Below are 16,956 nucleotides of genomic sequence, written 5' to 3' on the forward strand. Positions count from 1 at the left end.
CTATTTTCGATTTAGTTGGTCCATTTAATGTTTTCAAACCTAATATCTCCGTTGAGCTTAAGTAAAATACTGGGGTTAGCCCGACTTCTGGGGTCAAAATCAGGGTTATCAAAGGGCTTGATTTTCAGCACAAGCGTATTTCCGTTCAAAGAAATAGCTTCAATATGTACGTCATTGCTGTCTTTAAGTTCCGGCTTTACGATAACATAGGTTTCCCCGGGAATGACAGCAGGAATAGGCGCCAGACGGTTTCCGGTGCTTTTCTGATGGATGAGTGTAAATATACCGTCCATTTTTTCCTGGGAATCAATGATCAGAAAATCCCTGGTTACGGAAAATGAATAATGGGTACGGTCTTCAAAGGTGATATTCTGAGTGTGCACTGCTGATTTCCGGCCATTCTGAGACTGGCATTGTAAGAAGAGAAATCCAAGAAAAAATAAATATATTTTCATATAAACAGTGAGTTATAGTAAAAATAACAAATTTTCCCGGATAAAATGCAATCCATAAAAAAACCGCCTTTTTTAAAAGGCGGTCTTAATTGTATGATAGGTCAAGCACTTATGCTAAAACTTCTTTTACTTTATTGGCAGCTTCCTCCAGGGTAATGGCAGAATGCACCGGCAGGCCTGATTCGTCGATCAGTTTCTTAGCTTCAACAGCATTTGTTCCCTGAAGTCTCACGATCAAAGGAACAGGAAGGCTTCCCATTGCTTTGTAGGCATCTACAACACCCTGAGCTACTCTGTCACATCTTACGATACCTCCGAAGATGTTGATCAGGATTGCTTTTACGTTAGGATCTCTTAAGATAATTCCGAAAGCAGTCTGTACTCTCTGAGCATCAGCTGTTCCTCCCACGTCCAGGAAGTTAGCCGGGTTACCGCCGGATAATTTGATGATATCCATAGTAGCCATAGCAAGACCTGCTCCGTTTACCATACAGGCAACGTTACCATCCAGTTTCACGAAGTTAAGACCCGCCTCACCTGCTTCTACATCCATTGGATCTTCTTCCCTTGTATCTCTTAGTTCAGCTAAGTCTTTGTGACGGAATAATGAGTTGTCATCCAGAGTTACTTTAGCATCTACAGCGATAATCTTGTTATCTGAAGTCTTCAGTACAGGGTTGATTTCAAATAAAGAAGCATCAATTCCGGTATAGGCATTGTATAAAGAAGTAATGAATTTTGTAAATTCTTTAAACGCATTTCCTTCAAGTCCTAAGTTGAAAGCGATTTTTCTAGCCTGGAATCCCTGAAGGCCCAAAGCAGGATCAATGATTTCTTTGTGGATCAGGTGAGGAGTTACTTCAGCAACATGCTCGATGTCCATTCCACCTTCTGTAGAATATACTACGGTATTTTTACCTTCAGCCCTGTCTAAAAGAATGGAAACGTAAAATTCTTTCGTTTCAGATTCTCCCGGATAATATACATCTTCCGCAACCAAAACAGAATTCACTTTTTTACCTTCAGCAGAAGTCTGCGGAGTAATCAGCTGCATCCCGATGATGTTCTGTGCATTTTCCTTCAGCTTGTCCATATTCGGGGAAAACTTTACACCACCGCCTTTACCGCGTCCACCGGCATGGATCTGTGCTTTCACCACCCAGCCCTGAGCGCCTGTTTCGGCAGTCAATTTTTCAGCAGCAGCTACAGCTTCGTCTACGTTATTCGCTACGAAACCGCGTTGGATCGCTACTCCATACTTTGATAAAATCTCTTTTGATTGATACTCGTGAAGATTCATATTATTTTTATTATTTTATTTTAATAGTTAAAGGTTGACAAATTTAATAAAAATGAATAAGGCAGGAAAGAATTTATTCATCTTTTAACTCATTACCATTGAGTACAGACCGGTAAAAATAATTAAGGATGAAATGGCCTGTTAATATCCTCCCTGTTTCGCTGAAATTGAACAGATTTGTATTGTTCCCAACCACTTCTAATCTTAGCTCCATTGAATTTAAATTAAATTTAATAGTATTACTATCTTTAAAGATTGTTTTATTATAACTGGTATGTATTTTGCTATTTTTCATGAGTCATTTACACTTATGGAATTTCAAGTAAAATTTAGAGTCAACGAACATTTATACCTCAAGGACCCCGAGACCAGTACCGTAGGCAAATCCATTGTTAAAAATGCCATAGACCTGATCTACGAGATCGGTTTTGAGCATTTCACCTTTAAAAAGCTGTCGCAGAAGATCAACTCTACCGAAGCGACTATCTACAGGTACTTCTCATCAAAGCATAAACTGCTTACCTACATCCTGAACTGGTATTGGTCTTACATAGAATTCATTTCCAAGCAAAGGCTGCTGGAACTTCAAGACCCGCACCGGAAAATGGAAAAGATCCTGGAAATTATCACGCATAATGATGAGACGCATGACCACATTGAAGATTATAACCTTTCAAGGCTTCATACCATCGTTATTTCAGAAAGCAGCAAATCCTATCATGTAAAAGATGTGGACGTCATCAACAAGGAGATGGTTTTCAATCCTTTAAAGAGTCTGTGCGGATTTATTGCGGATATCATTTCAGATGCCAGCCCGGGCTTTGCCTATCCGCGTTCTTTTGCCAGTACCCTGCTGGAAACCGCGCACGATCAGCAGTTTTTCAGTGAACATCTGCCTAAACTCACCGATAACGCTGAAAGAAAAGAGCATCAGAGATATGTACTTAACTACCTCAGACATATAACCTTTAACCTTATATAAACTGTATGGAAACAACACCCAGGGAACAAGGATACAAACTTTTCAGATACATCACCAAAGAAAAAAAGGATGTAACCAATATTTACTTTTATGCTATCCTCAGCGGTCTTGTGCAGCTCAGCGTTCCGCTAGGGATACAGTCTATCGTAAGTTTTGTGATGGGCGCCACCATGGCAACATCTATTTACATCCTGATCTTCTTTGTGGTTATCGGAACATGGCTGGTAGGTTTTTTCAGGCTGAAAGTCATGCAGATCATTGAGAAGATCCAACAGAAAATCTTTGTTGAATTTTCCATTGCCTTTGCTGAAAAACTTCCCAGAGTCAATTTATCAAGCACCCGGAAATATTATCTGCCTGAATTGGTGAACCGCTTCTTTGATACCCAGAACCTTCAGAAAGGGATCTCGAAAATATTACTTGAAATTCCGGCTGCTATCATCCAGATCCTCTTCGGAATCCTGCTGTTGTCCTTTTACCATCCGTGGTTTCTTGCTTTTGGTGCACTGGTAGTCCTAAGCGTGGTGCTGATCTTTAATTTTACCCTTGAAAGCGGAATTAAATCCAGCCTGGATGAAAGTGATAAAAAGTATGAAACGGCATCATGGATCGAGGATGTAGCCGCTTCGGTAAAAACTTTTAAAATCAATTCCGAAACGGAAAAACACCTGAAAGGTGCTGATGAAAGAGTGATGGGATACCTGGACCACAGGACATCGCATTTCAAGGTTCTCGTCATCCAGTATAAAACCATCATTGCGTTTAAAGTGATTATCACCCTTGCCATGCTGGTTATCGGCACGTATCTCCTGGTCAACCAGAAACTTAACATCGGTGCATTTATAGCCACTGAGATTGTCGTACTGAGCATTATGGCAGCTGTTGAGAAACTTATTGTAAGCCTGGAGAGTTATTATGATGTCATTGCATCGCTGGCGAAACTGACCAAAGTAACTGAACTGGCAGAAGAGAAAAACGGGGAAATCGTCCTGGCCCAAAAAGATGAAGGAATTGAAATTGAGTTTAAAGATGTGGATTTCAACTTTAACAGTAATGTGCATATCCTCCAGAATATCAACTTTACCATCAGGGAAAACAGCATTACCGTTATTTCAGGTGAACTGGGATCCGGAAAGTCACTTCTGCTCAATATGATGGCTGGATTTTATGAACCGTCGGCAGGAAGTGTGCTGTTCAATAAAATCCCGCTGAAAAATATTAATAAAAACAAACTCAGAAGCGAGCTAGGCGTATACCTTGAAGACATGAGGATCATCCAGGGCACCGTACAGGACAATATTCTTTTGGGTAATGAAACCAGCACTACAGAAGACATCCTCTATCTTTCCGAGCAGATTGGTGCCGATAACATTTCAAACCTCTTTACCAGCGGATTCTTTACTGAGATCAGCGAAACGGATCCTGAAATTTCATTCAGTTCAAAGAAAAAAATCCTTCTGCTCAGGGCACTTATGGGCAATAAGCGGCTTTTACTGCTGGAAGACCCTATTGACGGCATGAATGAAACATTCAAGCATAAAATGCTGCAGTACCTTCAGGATATCAAACAAAGGACTACGGTTGTGATTGTTTCCCAGAATCCGGATATCATGAAACATGCAGACCAGCACCTGCATATGGAAAACGGAACGATAAAAAGTTTATTTTAAAAATACAGGTATGAAAATTCAGTCTTTTGATAACATATACAACATCCATAAAAAATCGCGGGTAAAAAGATGGTTCTTATTTATCTTCCTTACCGCAGTGGTTGTGCTTTTCCTTCCATGGACCCAGAATATCAAAGTAATGGGGACCGTTACTTCCCTATATCAGGAGCAGCGTCCGCAGCAGCTTAACTCGCCTATTCCCGGTAAGATCATCAAGTGGTATGTGAAAAACGGGGATTATGTGAAAAAGGGAGATACGATCCTGCAGCTTTCTGAGGTAAAAGATGATTATTTTGATCCGCTGCTGGTCCAGAGGACGCAACAGCAGGTAGAGGCTAAAAAAGGAGTACGGGATTATTATGAAGCCAAAGTGGGAACTACCAATAGCCAGCTCCAGGCACTTGCTACAGCCAAGGACCTTAAACTGAACCAGCTTCAGATTAAAATCAGCCAGCTTAAAAACAAGCTTGCCGGTGAAGAAGCTGAGCTTGCCGCCGCTGCCAATGAACTCAAGCTCTCCGAAGACCAGTTTGCTAGGCAGAAAAAAATGTATGATGAAGGACTGGTTTCCCTTACTCAGTTTCAGCAGCGCAGCATTTCCTACCAGAATGCCATTGCCAAAAAAACGGCATCAGAAAATAAAGTGGCCCAGACAAGACAGGAAATCGTAAACACGGGAATCGAACAAAATTCCGTCATTCAGGATTATACCGAAAAACTCAGCAAAACGGAAGGAGAACGGTTCCAGAGCATGGGCCAGATTGAAGGCAGCGAGGGCGATATTGCCAAGCTTGAAAACCAGGTAGCCAACTACAAGTTCCGTCAGGGCCTGTACTTCATCATAGCTTCCCAGGACGGGCAGATTGTTCAGCTGAATAAGGCCGGAATCGGAGAAATCCTGAAAGAAACGGAGAGCATCGGGACCATTGTACCTAAAACAACGGATTATGCCGTAGAAATTTACATCAAACCTGTAGATCTTCCGCTGATCAAGGAAGGACAAAGGGTGATGTGTGTATTTGACGGATTCCCGGCTATTGTATTTTCCGGCTGGCCGGATTCCAGTTACGGCATTTTTGCAGGAAAGGTGATTGCCGTTGAAAGCAACATCAGCGCAAACGGCCTTTTCAAAGCATTGGTTATTGAAGATAAAACAGAAAAAAAATGGCCCCCGAAGATTAAAATGGGAACGGGCGTACAGGGAATTGCCATTCTCAATGATGTACCGGTATGGTATGAACTATGGAGGAACATCAACGGATTCCCTCCGGATTATTACGAAGTTAAAACTGAAAAAACCGGCAGCAATGAAAAACAGAAGTAGGATCATCATTATTTTTACACTGTTATTCTCTCAGCTGTTTTCAGCGCAGGATTCGCTTAGGATTTCCGCCCAAGAATTTATTGCCATTGTAAAGGCTTACCATCCTCTTGCGATCAAATATCAGCTTCAGAACAGCATTGCAGAATCTGAGATCACACGGGCCAGAGGTAATTTTGATCCTGTGCTCGGAGGAAAGCTCGGAGAAAAAAATATAGACGGGGTACAATATTACAGGCAGAAGAACCTTGAATTGGGGATTCCGACCTGGTACGGAATCGATCTTACGGCAAGCTATAATTACCTTGACGGAGAGAAAATCAATAACAGCGATACCAAGGGAGGGCTATATCAGTTCGGCATCACCATCCCGCTGGCAAAAAATCTTTTGTACGATAAAAGAAGAGCTATGCTGGAGCAGGCCAAATATGCGCTTAAAATGACAGAGGCAGAACAGGCAGTGCTTACGAATGACCTTCTCCTTGAAGCTGAAAACACGTACTGGGAGTGGGTAAAGAATTTTGAGATCTACCGCCTTCAGCAAAGGGCGGTTGCCATTAATAAAAGCCGTCTGGAATTAACGAAAAGAACCTATGAATTCGGGGAAAGGCCAGCCATTGATACGGTAGAGGCAGCTTCACAGCTACAAAGCTTCCAGCTGCAGGAAAGGGATGCTTTCCTGAATTTCGTAAAAAGCACACAGGACCTACAGTTGTTTCTTTGGAAAGATAATCAGGAGATGTATGACATGACAGCCATGATCTATCCTGCTGACAGGATGCACAACAGTGAGGCGTACAGCAATTTTGAAATGCTGGTTCAGCATATGGAGGCCCAGGATCCTGATCGCCATTTATCCGTGCTGTATTATTTTCAGAAAGGGAATATCCTGGAAAGCGAAAAGAGGCTCAAATGGCAAAGCTTCCTGCCTAAACTGGATTTTACCTATAATTTTTTCAATAAGGAAAATTACCAGGCAGATTACCTTCCGCTTTTCGATAATAACTTCCAGTACGGACTTAAGCTGGAAATACCGGTTTTCCAAAGGGAAGCTAAAGCCAATTACCAGATCGCAAAAATCAAAATAGAACAGAATGCACTGGACACACAGGTGAAAAGAAGGGAGATCGAAACAAAAATACAGACGTATAAAAATGAGATTTTGAACTATCATTCCCAGATTGATATTGCCCGGAATAACCTGACGAATTACCAGCGGTTGCTTCAGGCAGAGGAAACAAGGTACAGCAATGGAGAAAGCTCTCTGTTCCTGATCAATTCAAGAGAAAATAAGATGATTGACGCACAGGAAAAGTTCATCCTGCTGAATAATAAGTTCCTGAAAAGCTATAATAAACTGAAGTGGATGAAAGAAAATTTCCAGTTCTAAAAATCTCTGCCCAAAAAGCGAACTGATGATTTTACTTTCAGATTCACATCAGCTTCATACTGCTAAATTACAAATATCCCTTTCAGAGTTCAGGCTTTGAAAGGGATAGAATAAGCTTTTGGTGCTCAGTGTATTAATCCAGCGCAGACTAAAAGCATGATATTATATTCTGTTTTTCGCGAAATACCAGATCAGCATTCCCCAACTCAGGATCATCATAAGGCCCCCAAGCGGCGTGATCGGACCCAGAAACTTCAGGTTGGCGCCAAGATAGTCCTGCAGGCTTAGTAAATAAATACTGAAAGAGAAAAGAATGGTTCCGGCAATCATCAGGATCGAAACCCATTTCTCCGAAGTGGTTTCAAATTTAAGGATATACCCTACGATCAGTAAAAAGAAGGCGGCATACATCTGGTAGCGCACACCAGTTTCAAAACTCTCCAGCCTTTCCACAGAAAGGATTTTCTTTAATGCGTGTGCCCCGAACGCTCCCAAAATCACGGACAGCATTCCGTAAACGGCACCAAAAATCAATGTAAGTGTTTTCATACTATAATTCTTCTAATTCCAGTTTTAAATATTTTTTTGTTTCATAATCCTGCCAGGTTCCTGTAATGGTATTGCCCTTCAGTTCTGCTTCTACAAAACCTTTCAGCATCCATTGCCTTGCTTCCTCACTGTAATGGTCGCTTTCGGTAATGGAAATATGGTTTCCTTTCAGTTTTCCGTACCACTCGATCAGTTTTTTATTTTTATCATACCAGTAATCTGCAGAAAAAGAACCATCAGAGTCGAGCTCGCCCATTAATACGGTAATTGGATACTTCCCGTCGATCTTCCCGTGATACAATTTATTGCTGAGCCCAGTTTGGTCTACATGCTTAGAGCCTGACAACAGATTTTTTGTATAAGGTGCCCAATACGGCTGTAGCTCCCTGTAAGAAAAATCAATGAAATAGCTGTCCAGCTCATCCAGTGCTCTCATGGCATGATTAGAGCATCTTTCTGCAACAAATGTTATTTTATCCTTTCCAAAATAGTATCCGATAGTTCCGAGAGGATAATCTGTATCGCATCCCTCATAAAGGGCAATCTGATCCTTGATATCTTCGGTAGGGTTTTTCTCTGCTTTTAATTTAACCAGGAAATCGTTGATCTCTTTCTGTACCTTCTTTGTTATCATGCCCTCCACGGTTTTTACAGCTGTCGGCAGAAAAAGATCTTCGGTATTGATCGCGTTTCCCGTCCGGAGATCAAAATTCTCCCATATACGGAAGCCTTCGGGATACGCCCCTGAAGCTTCGCCTTCGATATCGATGCTCAGGATATTTTCCGGAGTATCCATTTTTTTCCAGCTGTAAAAATAGACATAGCGAGAAGGGGACTTTTCACTGGCCGCTACCTTCTGAAAAGGGCTACCTGCACTTCCCGGAATATATTTCAGCAGATCTACCTGCAGGAATGTATTGATCTTATTCTCCACCCTTTCATTTTGCGGATACGCAACCACTGGAAAAACGAAGTCTTCAGATCTCGGCGGCAAATCGGTAATTTTCACATTTTTCTGCTGGGAAAAACACAATCCGGAAATCATGATGCATAAGACAAAAATCTTTTTCATTGCTTTGATGCTAAATAGATTAATATTAATTTCGCCATCAGCGTTAACGTTCCTAAAATGATAAACAGCACAGAAAATCTTTTGGAACTCCTGAAGCCTGGATGACGGGTTACCTTTAGAAATACACCGAAAATCAAAAATACAACGGACAGGATGATCTGTATCATTATTGGCCTCTCAATCTGTTAAATTCACTGATTACCTCATGATGGCTCACCGTTTTATCTTTAAAATAAGTGACAAAGTGCTGCTTTTCCTCTTCGGTTGCACCCAGTTGATTCAAAATGTTCAGCAGATGCATTTTCATGTGCCCTTTCTGGATTCCAGTAGTCACTAAAGACCTCAACGCCCCGAAATTCTGGGCCAGTCCGGATACGGCCAGGATACTCATCAACTCCTGTGCAGACGGTTTTCCCAAAAGTGCCAGTGAGAATTTCACCAGAGGATGGAGGTTCGTTAAACCACCTACCACCCCTACAGAAATAGGAAGGTCTATCCAGAACCTGAAAATCCCGTTATCTGTTGTACAATGCGTCAGGGATGAGTACTTTCCGTTCCTTGCGGCATACGCATGGGCACAGGCTTCAGTAGCCCTGAAATCGTTTCCTGTAGCAATAACCACGGCATCTACTCCATTCATGATCCCTTTGTTATGGGTAGTAGCTCGGAAAGGTTCGATTTCGGCAATGGTAACTGCCTGTTTGAATTTACGGGCAAACTCTTCATTGGAAATCCCGCTGTCATCCTTCAGGTCTTCAATTTTGCAGGATACCTCAGCTCTCACGATACAGTCCGGAGTGAAATTGGAAAGGATGTTCATCACAATCTGGAGCGAATCTTTCTCTTCCCGGGAGAAATCACTGCTCTCTCCCACTTCCTGCTTCAGGGTTTTTCCGAACTGTTCCAGGCAGGAGTTGATGAAATTTGCCCCCATGGAATCTACGGTATCAAAGCTGGCTTTTAGCTGGTAATAATGTGCCATTTCGGAGGTCTTGTCAATCAGTTTGATGTCCAGGATTCCGCCACCGCGTTTTCTCATATTGGCAGTAATATCTTCCGTGGCTTCAAGCAGTTTTTTCTTCAGCCTGAAGTTGAAGAAGTGCAATAATTTATGCGGTTCTACGTTCAATATAAAATGGGTATGTCCCAGCTTTTCGGTATTGATGATCGTGGTTTTAAATCCGCCTTTATCAATCCAGAATTTAGCTGCCTTGGAGGCTGCCGCCACTACGGAACTTTCTTCAACGGCCATGGGAAGGGCCAGCAGTTTCCCGTCAATCAGGAAGTTCGGGGCAATCCCGTAAGGCATATAAAAGTTGGAGACCGTATTTTCAGAAAACTCTTCATGGAGCTTCTGCAGTTCGGCATTATTATTCCAATATTGCTGTAGGATCTGCTCGTAACTGCGATCGTTGCTGAGATATTCTGAGATTAGCCAATCGATTTTTCGCTGCTTTGAAAGTTTGGAAAAACCTTCAACCGGTTGATGATTCATAGTGTAACTTTAAAGAAGGGTAAATATAGTGATTTTGTAACTTTCACTTGTTGATAACTTCAATCAAAAAACGTTGATATTTGTCAATTTTAACCCTACATTTGATGTATAAATTTCATCTAACATATAGATTTTCAATTTAAAGAATGAATTTTGACCGTCTGAAAGAAAAACTTGAAATCCTTGCCGACGCAGCGAAATATGATGTTTCCTGCTCATCCAGCGGGGGAACGAGAAAAAACAAAAAAGGAGCTCTGGGCGACAGTTCAGTAAGCGGCATTTGCCATACCTATACTGAGGACGGACGATGTGTTTCACTTCTTAAAATCCTGCTGACCAATCATTGTATTTACGATTGTGCCTATTGTGTGTCCAGAAGCTCGAACGATATTAAAAGAGCCGCCTTCACGGTGGAAGAAGTGGTAGACCTTACCATTAATTTTTATCGCAGGAATTATATTGAAGGCCTATTCCTGAGTTCCGGAATCTTCAAAAATGCTGATACCACGATGGAGCGTCTGGTAAGGGTAGCCAAAAAGCTGCGCCTTGAAGAGAATTTCAATGGCTATATCCACTTAAAATCCATTCCGGGTGCAAGTGATGAGCTGATGCAGGAAGCGGCATTATATGCAGACCGCCTTTCCGTCAACCTTGAAATTCCTACTGAAAGTGGGCTTAAGCTTCTGGCTCCTGAAAAGAACCGCCAGGATATGCTGAATCCCATGAAGTACATCCAGAAAGGGATCGATCAGTATAAGGACGAGAAGAAAATCTTCAGGAAAGTCCCGAAATTTGCTCCGGCTGGGCAGTCTACCCAGATGATTGTAGGTGCTACCAATGAAAATGACCTTCAGATCATCAAAGTAGCCGATCACTTTTATAAAAATTTCAGTCTTAAAAGGGTGTATTATTCAGGATATGTACCGGTATTAGAAGACAAAAGGCTTCCGGCTTTAACAACGGAAGTTCCCATGCTCAGGGAAAACCGTTTATATCAGTCAGACTGGCTTATGAGGTTTTACGGTTTTAAGGCAGAAGAAATCCTGGATCCGCATATGCCGTTCCTGGATCTTGAAGTGGATCCTAAAATGAGCTGGGCATTGAGGCACCTCGACCAGTTCCCGGTTAATCTTCAGACTGCAGATTACCAGATGATCTTAAGAATTCCGGGGATCGGTGTAAAAACCGCTAAGAAGATTGTCAGTGCAAGACGTTTCCAGGTACTTACCATGGATCACCTGACGAAATTAGGTGCCGCCGTTAACCGGGCCAAATATTTTATTGATTTTAATGCTGGCAATGCTTATTTAAGGTATCTGACTGATAAAAACTTCAGGAAACTGATCACCGGAGGAAGTTCATCCAAATTTCACAATCAGTTTTCCCAGCAGCTTACGTTGTTTTAACAATGTCCGTATTTGCTAAATCTGGACATTGTTAAAACAACGTAAGATGAACGTCTGTTTCACCAAAAACAGGAACAATATAGAAAAGGGATAGAATAGTAATGTAAGTTTCCGTTCAGTAAAAGATATTATTACGTCCAGAAAGAAAAAGAACAGCAACAATGCCTGAAAAATTTTATGTTTTATCAGAAATGCAGATCAAGATTTGGAAGATATTTTTGATTAATCCATAAAAAATTCGGAATTTGGTAAGAGTTCTTCACGGAAGCAAAGATATCCCGAATTATTTTTGAATGATCACATTTTCAAATTATTAAATTTCAACATTAATTAATGACTACGCTAGTCTATGACGGAAGTTTTGATGGTTTATACACAGCGGTATTTGAAGTTTTTGAATACCGGTATCAAGATATTGAAATCGTAAGCAGGGAAAATTTTTGTCAGGAGAATATTTTTGCAGACATCCATGAAGTGATTACCCAGCAGGAAAAATCGGAACGGGTGTTGAATAAACTGGAGCAAAATATAGGTAAACACGGCATCCATGAACTTTTGAAAGTGTACCTGTCCGAAGATCCGGAAGCCGAGCAGCTGATTTTATCGGCAGTGAGGCAATCTGTACAGTTTCCCGGAGAGAATATCCTGCAAAATTATGCCGACAGCCATATTTTGAAAATTTCCAAGATCTGTAAATCGGTAAGCCGCGAGAGGCACAGGATGACCGCCTTCGTTCGCTTTGAAAAAATGCAGGATGAGGTATTTTTTGCTAAAATCGATCCCGACTTCAATGTCCTTCCCCTGATCCGGAAACATTTTAAAGACCGGTATCAGGACCAGAAGTGGATGATCTATGACCTCAGGCGGAACTACGGCCTCCTGTATGACCTTGAAACCTGTGATTTTTTCTACCCGGACGAAAAGATCGACCTGAAAAAGTATGAGCAGAAGTTCCATGATCAGGAAAAAAACTACCAGACACTCTGGCAAAGGTATTTCACCAGAACCAATATTGTAGAACGGAAAAACATCAAACTGCATCTTCAGCATGTTCCGAGAAGGTACTGGAAATACCTGACCGAAAAATGGTAGTTGCAAATCCGGAAATTTATGCTCCCCTCAACCTGATTCATAAAAAATTCCTTTATGTACGATCTGAACACAGGCTCAAAATAAATAAAAGTTGCAGGATAAATTTTCAATCCTGTAAATTTCAGAAGTTTTTAACGTACAATATCCAAAAGTCTTATGCAGTTACTACTATTATCTGAACTTGTTTTTGTAGATTTGTGTTCGAAATTTTTTACCAGATGAAAGAGAGTGCTGTGAAAAAAATTGCGGTTCTTACCTCAGGAGGAGATTCTCCGGGGATGAACGCAGCCTTAAGAGCGGTAGTAAGGACCGCCAATTATTATCATATTGAATGCTACGGAGTAAGAGAAGGCTATAATGGCCTTATCAGCGGGGATTTCCTGAAAATGGGGCCACGTTCCGTTAAAAATATCATCAACCAGGGTGGCACGATCCTCAAATCAGCCCGCTCCATGGAATTCAAAACGAAGGAAGGACGCCAGAAAGCGTACGACAACTGTATGAAACTGGGCATAGACGGTTTAGTCTGCATCGGTGGAGACGGTACCTTTACAGGAGCGAAAATCTTTAACGAAGAATTCGGAATCAGGGTTGTGGGTGTTCCCGGAACCATTGATAATGACATTTTCGGTACAGACAATACCATCGGGTATGACACTGCCCTGAATACAGCCATGGAAGCCATTGATAAAATCCGGGATACCGCCACTTCTCACAACAGGGTTTTCTTTGTGGAAGTAATGGGCCGAGATGCCGGTTTTATTGCACTGAACAGTGGCCTGGCAACAGGTGCACTGGACATCCTCATTCCTGAAACAAAGGACAGCATGGATGATCTTTTTGCGAACTTCAGAAATGCTGAGAAGACAGGAAAAGCCTCCAGCATCGTTGTTGTTGCAGAAGGAGAAAAACTGGGAAATGTTTATGACCTGGCCAAGCAGACCAAAGATGAGTTTCCGGATTATGATATCCGGGTTACCGTACTGGGGCATATCCAGAGAGGCGGTTCCCCAAGCTGCGCAGACCGTGTCTTAGCAAGCAGGCTGGGCTTCGGTGCCGTAGTAGGCCTGATGGACGGGCAAACCAATGTAATGGCCGGAATGCGTTCCAATGAACTGGTATTCACCCCTATCGAGGAAGCCATTAAAAAACATAATGAAATCAATAAAGACCTTTTGCTAATTTCTGAAATCTTAGCAATCTAATATTATTTTTTATAATTAAAACAAACTATTATGTCAACAATCAAAGTAGGTATCAACGGGTTTGGTAGAATCGGACGTCTTGTATTCAGAGCAATGACTGAAAGAGATAACATCGAAGTAGTAGGAATCAATGACCTGATCAACGCAGAATATATGGCTTATATGCTGAAATATGATTCTGTACACGGTATTTTCCCGGGAGAAGTTTCCGTAGAAGGAAATGACCTTGTGGTAAACGGAAAAAAGATCAGAGTTACTGCTGAAAAAGACCCGAACAACCTTAAATGGAATGAAGTAGGTGCAGACTATATCGTAGAATCTACAGGGCTTTTCTTAGATAAAGAAAATGCTGCTAAACACATTAACGCAGGAGCCAAAAAAGTAATCCTTTCCGCTCCTTCCAAAGATGATACTCCAATGTTCGTAATGGGAGTAAACCACAAAGAGCTTACTGACGATATCAAAATTTTATCCAACGCTTCTTGTACAACCAACTGTTTGGCTCCTTTAGCTAAAGTAATCCACGATAAATTCGGGATCGAGGAAGGTCTGATGACTACTGTACATGCAACTACAGCTACCCAGAAAACCGTTGACGGTCCTTCTATGAAAGACTGGAGAGGTGGTAGAGCCGCTCTAAACAATATCATCCCGTCTTCTACCGGTGCTGCTAAAGCAGTAGGTAAAGTAATTCCTTCGCTGAACGGAAAATTAACCGGTATGTCTTTCAGAGTACCTACTGTAGACGTTTCTGTGGTTGACCTTACTGTAAGACTTGAGAAAGCGACTTCTTACGATGAGATCTGCGCAGCGATCAAAGAAGCTTCCGAAGGAGAATTGAAAGGTATCCTTGGATATACTGAGGATGCGGTAGTATCTCAGGATTTCGTAGGAGATAAGAGAACTTCTATCTTCGATAAAGATGCCGGAATTATGCTTTCTCCTAATTTCGTGAAACTTGTTTCTTGGTATGACAATGAAATGGGTTACTCTAACAAATTAGTTGACATGCTGATCCATGCAGCTTCTTTGTAATGAGTAATGAGCGATAAGTAATAAAAAACCTTCCAGATGGAAGGTTTTTTTATTATATCACTTCTTCAATAGTCCGGTTAAGGTATTATAGCTTTCTATAAAATTAAGCCCAATTGAAAAATAGGGTTTATTGTGATTGACTCCATTGATGGTCCATCCTCCGCCAAAACTTACCATATTGTAAAATGTTGACACAGATAATCCTGCGCCAATTGTAGTGTTTTCGTTATTTTGAAATACGTGCAGCATTGGCCCGAAGCTTGGAGATAAAAAATGCAGCCAAAAAGAACTTGATTTACGTGGTTCATATCTGAAAGTATATCCAATACTTGCTGCAGGAGAAAACTCTGTAAATTCTTTTTCCGCTATTTTAACAAAACTAAAACCTCCCGTTGGACTTTGTTTCCATCCGAAATCATCATAAACCAAAACCATTGTAAAACCCGTATTATTTTTAGCTTCGTTGGTTATATGTAAAACAATTTTGTCATCAGTTGAGATTTCCTCCCATGCCAGATTAATTTCTCCGGAATAAGATTCTCCGTTCTCTTTATTGGTATTGACTGCATACACATATTTGACATCATTTGAACTTGAAATATTCCCATTTTTCATAGATTCAATATTCTCTGATTTTTCTTCGACTACAGTAAATCCAAAAACATTTAATGGCTTTATGGTTTTATCTTTTCTTTGAATGTATGCTAATACTCGTAATTTACAATTAGGACCTAAGGCATCTACAGACTTCCTATCAAAATCTATGTGTATCTGAGAACCCTTTTTAATATAATCGAGTCCGGCATTTAAGATAAATTTATATCTTGTATTTGATCCATTAGCTTTAGGCATTCGTTCAGTAATAGTTATAAAATTTATAGGATTATAAATATCATCAGAAAATTTATCTTCCTGCCATTTTTGTAAATTATCTTGATTAATTTGAGCATTTGTCATTTCTACCCAGCCAAGTAAAAGCAATAGTAAGGTTGTTGTTCTCATAATTATTCGTTTTTAGGTTAAAGTTTTGTAGCATAATCAGAAAACCCATCCTTAAACGATAAGCGGTTAAGAATTGAGTTTTCATGGTTTGTATTGTAAAACTACGATACATCTCTCTTATTGAAAATACCGCAAAAGGGTGATTTTCAGAATTTTCATTAATTTTATAAAAACTTTAGCCATGAATAAAAAATATCTGCCCCAAGCCAGAAAACCGCATCCCCTTATTAAAGTATGGAATGATTACCCGGAAATACGGCAAAATGACAACAGGATATTACCCGCTCCGCCTATCGAGCAGGTAATCGGGGAAGTCTTTGCCCCGGGTAAGTTTTATTATTATGTAATCAACTTTGCAGACAGTACCCTCAGCCATCATCATGAAAACATCCTGAAGATACATGGTCTCTGCAAATATCCTTTACACCTGAAAGAGATCATAGACCTGATCCATCCTGATGACCTTGAATTTGTTATGGAAGCCGAACGGATGTCTATAGAAAAAATGAGGGAAATCAAAGGTTTTGATTATCAGCAGGATCTTAAAGCCAGCTACTGTTTCAGGATGAGGACTTCCACAGGCAATTACGAACTTTTTCACCATCAGGCCCTGCATACCTATAAGGACGAAAACGGCAGGCTCCTACAAGCCATTAATATCCATACCCATATTGAACACATTACGCGCTACAATTCCTATATAATACTGGTTTCCGGCATCAACGGGCGGGAAGATTTCCACCAGATGCAATGGATGAAAAATGATGGCTGCTCAAAATCCGCTGCTGTAGTGTTTACCAAAAGAGAAGTGGAAATTCTCAGCTGTATTGCAAAAGGATATGCCACAGGTGAAATTTCCGACATGCTGAATATTTCTCAGGAAACGGTCCGAACGCACAGGAAAAACATCCTGAAAAAAGCTGATGCCAGGAACAGTTCGGAACTGATCAGGAAAGCTTTCGAATGGGGATACCTGTAAATA

Annotated in this window: 16 protein-coding genes; 9 read left to right on the plus strand and 7 right to left on the minus strand. The window is 41.0% G+C overall.

Translation table 11 applies throughout. The annotated features are described in order from the left end of the window. Positions 1 to 11: 11 nt before the first annotated feature. The 3 genes from QE404_RS12895 to QE404_RS12905 all read right to left on the minus strand — a co-directional run bounded on the left by QE404_RS12895 (position 12) and on the right by QE404_RS12905 (position 1,969). Positions 12 to 455, minus strand: a complete 444-nt coding sequence (locus QE404_RS12895; RefSeq protein ID WP_307451059.1) for a hypothetical protein — start codon at positions 453 to 455, stop codon at positions 12 to 14. 109 nt (positions 456 to 564) lie between these two features. After that, positions 565 to 1,755 (minus strand): ADP-forming succinate--CoA ligase subunit beta, encoded by a 1,191-nt coding sequence (sucC, locus tag QE404_RS12900; protein WP_307451062.1) that lies wholly within the window; start codon positions 1,753 to 1,755, stop codon positions 565 to 567. A 73-nt stretch (positions 1,756 to 1,828) separates the two neighbouring features. Beyond that, positions 1,829 to 1,969 (minus strand): hypothetical protein, encoded by a 141-nt coding sequence (locus QE404_RS12905; RefSeq protein WP_307451065.1) that lies wholly within the window; start codon positions 1,967 to 1,969, stop codon positions 1,829 to 1,831. Between the two features lie 96 nt (positions 1,970 to 2,065). On the opposite strand from QE404_RS12905, the gene QE404_RS12910 reads away from it, so the two are divergent. Genes QE404_RS12910 through QE404_RS12925 form a run of 4 tightly spaced genes read left to right on the plus strand, consistent with a single transcriptional unit; the run spans position 2,066 to position 7,118 of the window. Beyond that, positions 2,066 to 2,737: a TetR/AcrR family transcriptional regulator gene (locus QE404_RS12910; protein ID WP_307451066.1), complete on the plus strand. Its 672-nt coding sequence runs from the start codon at positions 2,066 to 2,068 to the stop codon at positions 2,735 to 2,737. Positions 2,738 to 2,742: 5 nt separating this feature from the next. Then, positions 2,743 to 4,407, plus strand: a complete 1,665-nt coding sequence (locus tag QE404_RS12915) for a peptidase domain-containing ABC transporter (RefSeq protein WP_307451068.1) — start codon at positions 2,743 to 2,745, stop codon at positions 4,405 to 4,407. Positions 4,408 to 4,417: 10 nt separating this feature from the next. After that, entirely contained in the window at positions 4,418 to 5,731 is a 1,314-nt protein-coding gene (locus QE404_RS12920) for an HlyD family secretion protein (RefSeq protein WP_307451071.1), read from the plus strand. Then, complete coding sequence (locus tag QE404_RS12925) at positions 5,715 to 7,118, plus strand: TolC family protein (protein WP_307451073.1); 1,404 nt, start codon at positions 5,715 to 5,717, stop codon at positions 7,116 to 7,118. Before QE404_RS12920 ends, QE404_RS12925 begins: the two co-directional genes overlap by 17 nt. 162 nt (positions 7,119 to 7,280) lie before the next feature. Here the strand turns inward: QE404_RS12925 and QE404_RS12930 are convergent, their stop codons facing one another. From QE404_RS12930 to QE404_RS12940, 3 genes are all read right to left on the minus strand, one after another. After that, a complete protein-coding gene (locus tag QE404_RS12930; RefSeq protein WP_307451074.1) occupies positions 7,281 to 7,667 on the minus strand; it encodes a DUF423 domain-containing protein in 387 nt (128 codons plus the stop codon). Between the two features lies 1 nt (position 7,668). Beyond that, on the minus strand, positions 7,669 to 8,739 hold the full coding sequence (locus QE404_RS12935) for a hypothetical protein (protein ID WP_307451076.1): 1,071 nt from the start codon (positions 8,737 to 8,739) through the stop codon (positions 7,669 to 7,671). Positions 8,740 to 8,905: 166 nt separating this feature from the next. After that, positions 8,906 to 10,234, minus strand: coding sequence for a hydroxymethylglutaryl-CoA reductase, degradative (locus tag QE404_RS12940; protein ID WP_307451078.1), 1,329 nt, complete (start codon positions 10,232 to 10,234; stop codon positions 8,906 to 8,908). Between the two features lie 146 nt (positions 10,235 to 10,380). Between QE404_RS12940 and QE404_RS12945 the strand changes: the two genes are divergently transcribed. The 4 genes from QE404_RS12945 (at position 10,381) to gap (ending at position 14,972) form a co-directional block, all read left to right on the plus strand. Continuing rightward, the gene (locus QE404_RS12945; protein WP_307451079.1) at positions 10,381 to 11,640 is read left to right on the plus strand and encodes a putative DNA modification/repair radical SAM protein; all 1,260 of its coding nucleotides are present in this window, start codon (positions 10,381 to 10,383) and stop codon (positions 11,638 to 11,640) included. A 333-nt stretch (positions 11,641 to 11,973) separates the two neighbouring features. Then, positions 11,974 to 12,732 (plus strand): TIGR03915 family putative DNA repair protein, encoded by a 759-nt coding sequence (locus tag QE404_RS12950; protein ID WP_307451081.1) that lies wholly within the window; start codon positions 11,974 to 11,976, stop codon positions 12,730 to 12,732. A gap of 218 nt (positions 12,733 to 12,950) precedes the next feature. Continuing rightward, complete coding sequence (gene pfkA, locus QE404_RS12955) at positions 12,951 to 13,937, plus strand: 6-phosphofructokinase (RefSeq protein WP_307451083.1); 987 nt, start codon at positions 12,951 to 12,953, stop codon at positions 13,935 to 13,937. Positions 13,938 to 13,967: 30 nt separating this feature from the next. Further along, entirely contained in the window at positions 13,968 to 14,972 is a 1,005-nt protein-coding gene (gene gap, locus QE404_RS12960; protein ID WP_307451085.1) for a type I glyceraldehyde-3-phosphate dehydrogenase, read from the plus strand. 57 nt (positions 14,973 to 15,029) lie between these two features. Here gap and QE404_RS12965 read toward each other — a convergent pair whose 3' ends face one another. Continuing rightward, the gene (locus QE404_RS12965; RefSeq protein WP_307451087.1) at positions 15,030 to 15,974 is read right to left on the minus strand and encodes a hypothetical protein; all 945 of its coding nucleotides are present in this window, start codon (positions 15,972 to 15,974) and stop codon (positions 15,030 to 15,032) included. Positions 15,975 to 16,155: 181 nt separating this feature from the next. Here QE404_RS12965 and QE404_RS12970 point away from each other — a divergent pair, with 181 nt between their 5' ends. Further along, positions 16,156 to 16,953 (plus strand): response regulator transcription factor, encoded by a 798-nt coding sequence (locus tag QE404_RS12970; RefSeq protein ID WP_307451089.1) that lies wholly within the window; start codon positions 16,156 to 16,158, stop codon positions 16,951 to 16,953. Positions 16,954 to 16,956 lie beyond the last annotated feature (3 nt).

It is taken from the genome of Chryseobacterium camelliae (assembly GCF_030818575.1).
Taxonomy (GTDB): Bacteria; Bacteroidota; Bacteroidia; order Flavobacteriales; family Weeksellaceae; genus Chryseobacterium; species Chryseobacterium camelliae_A.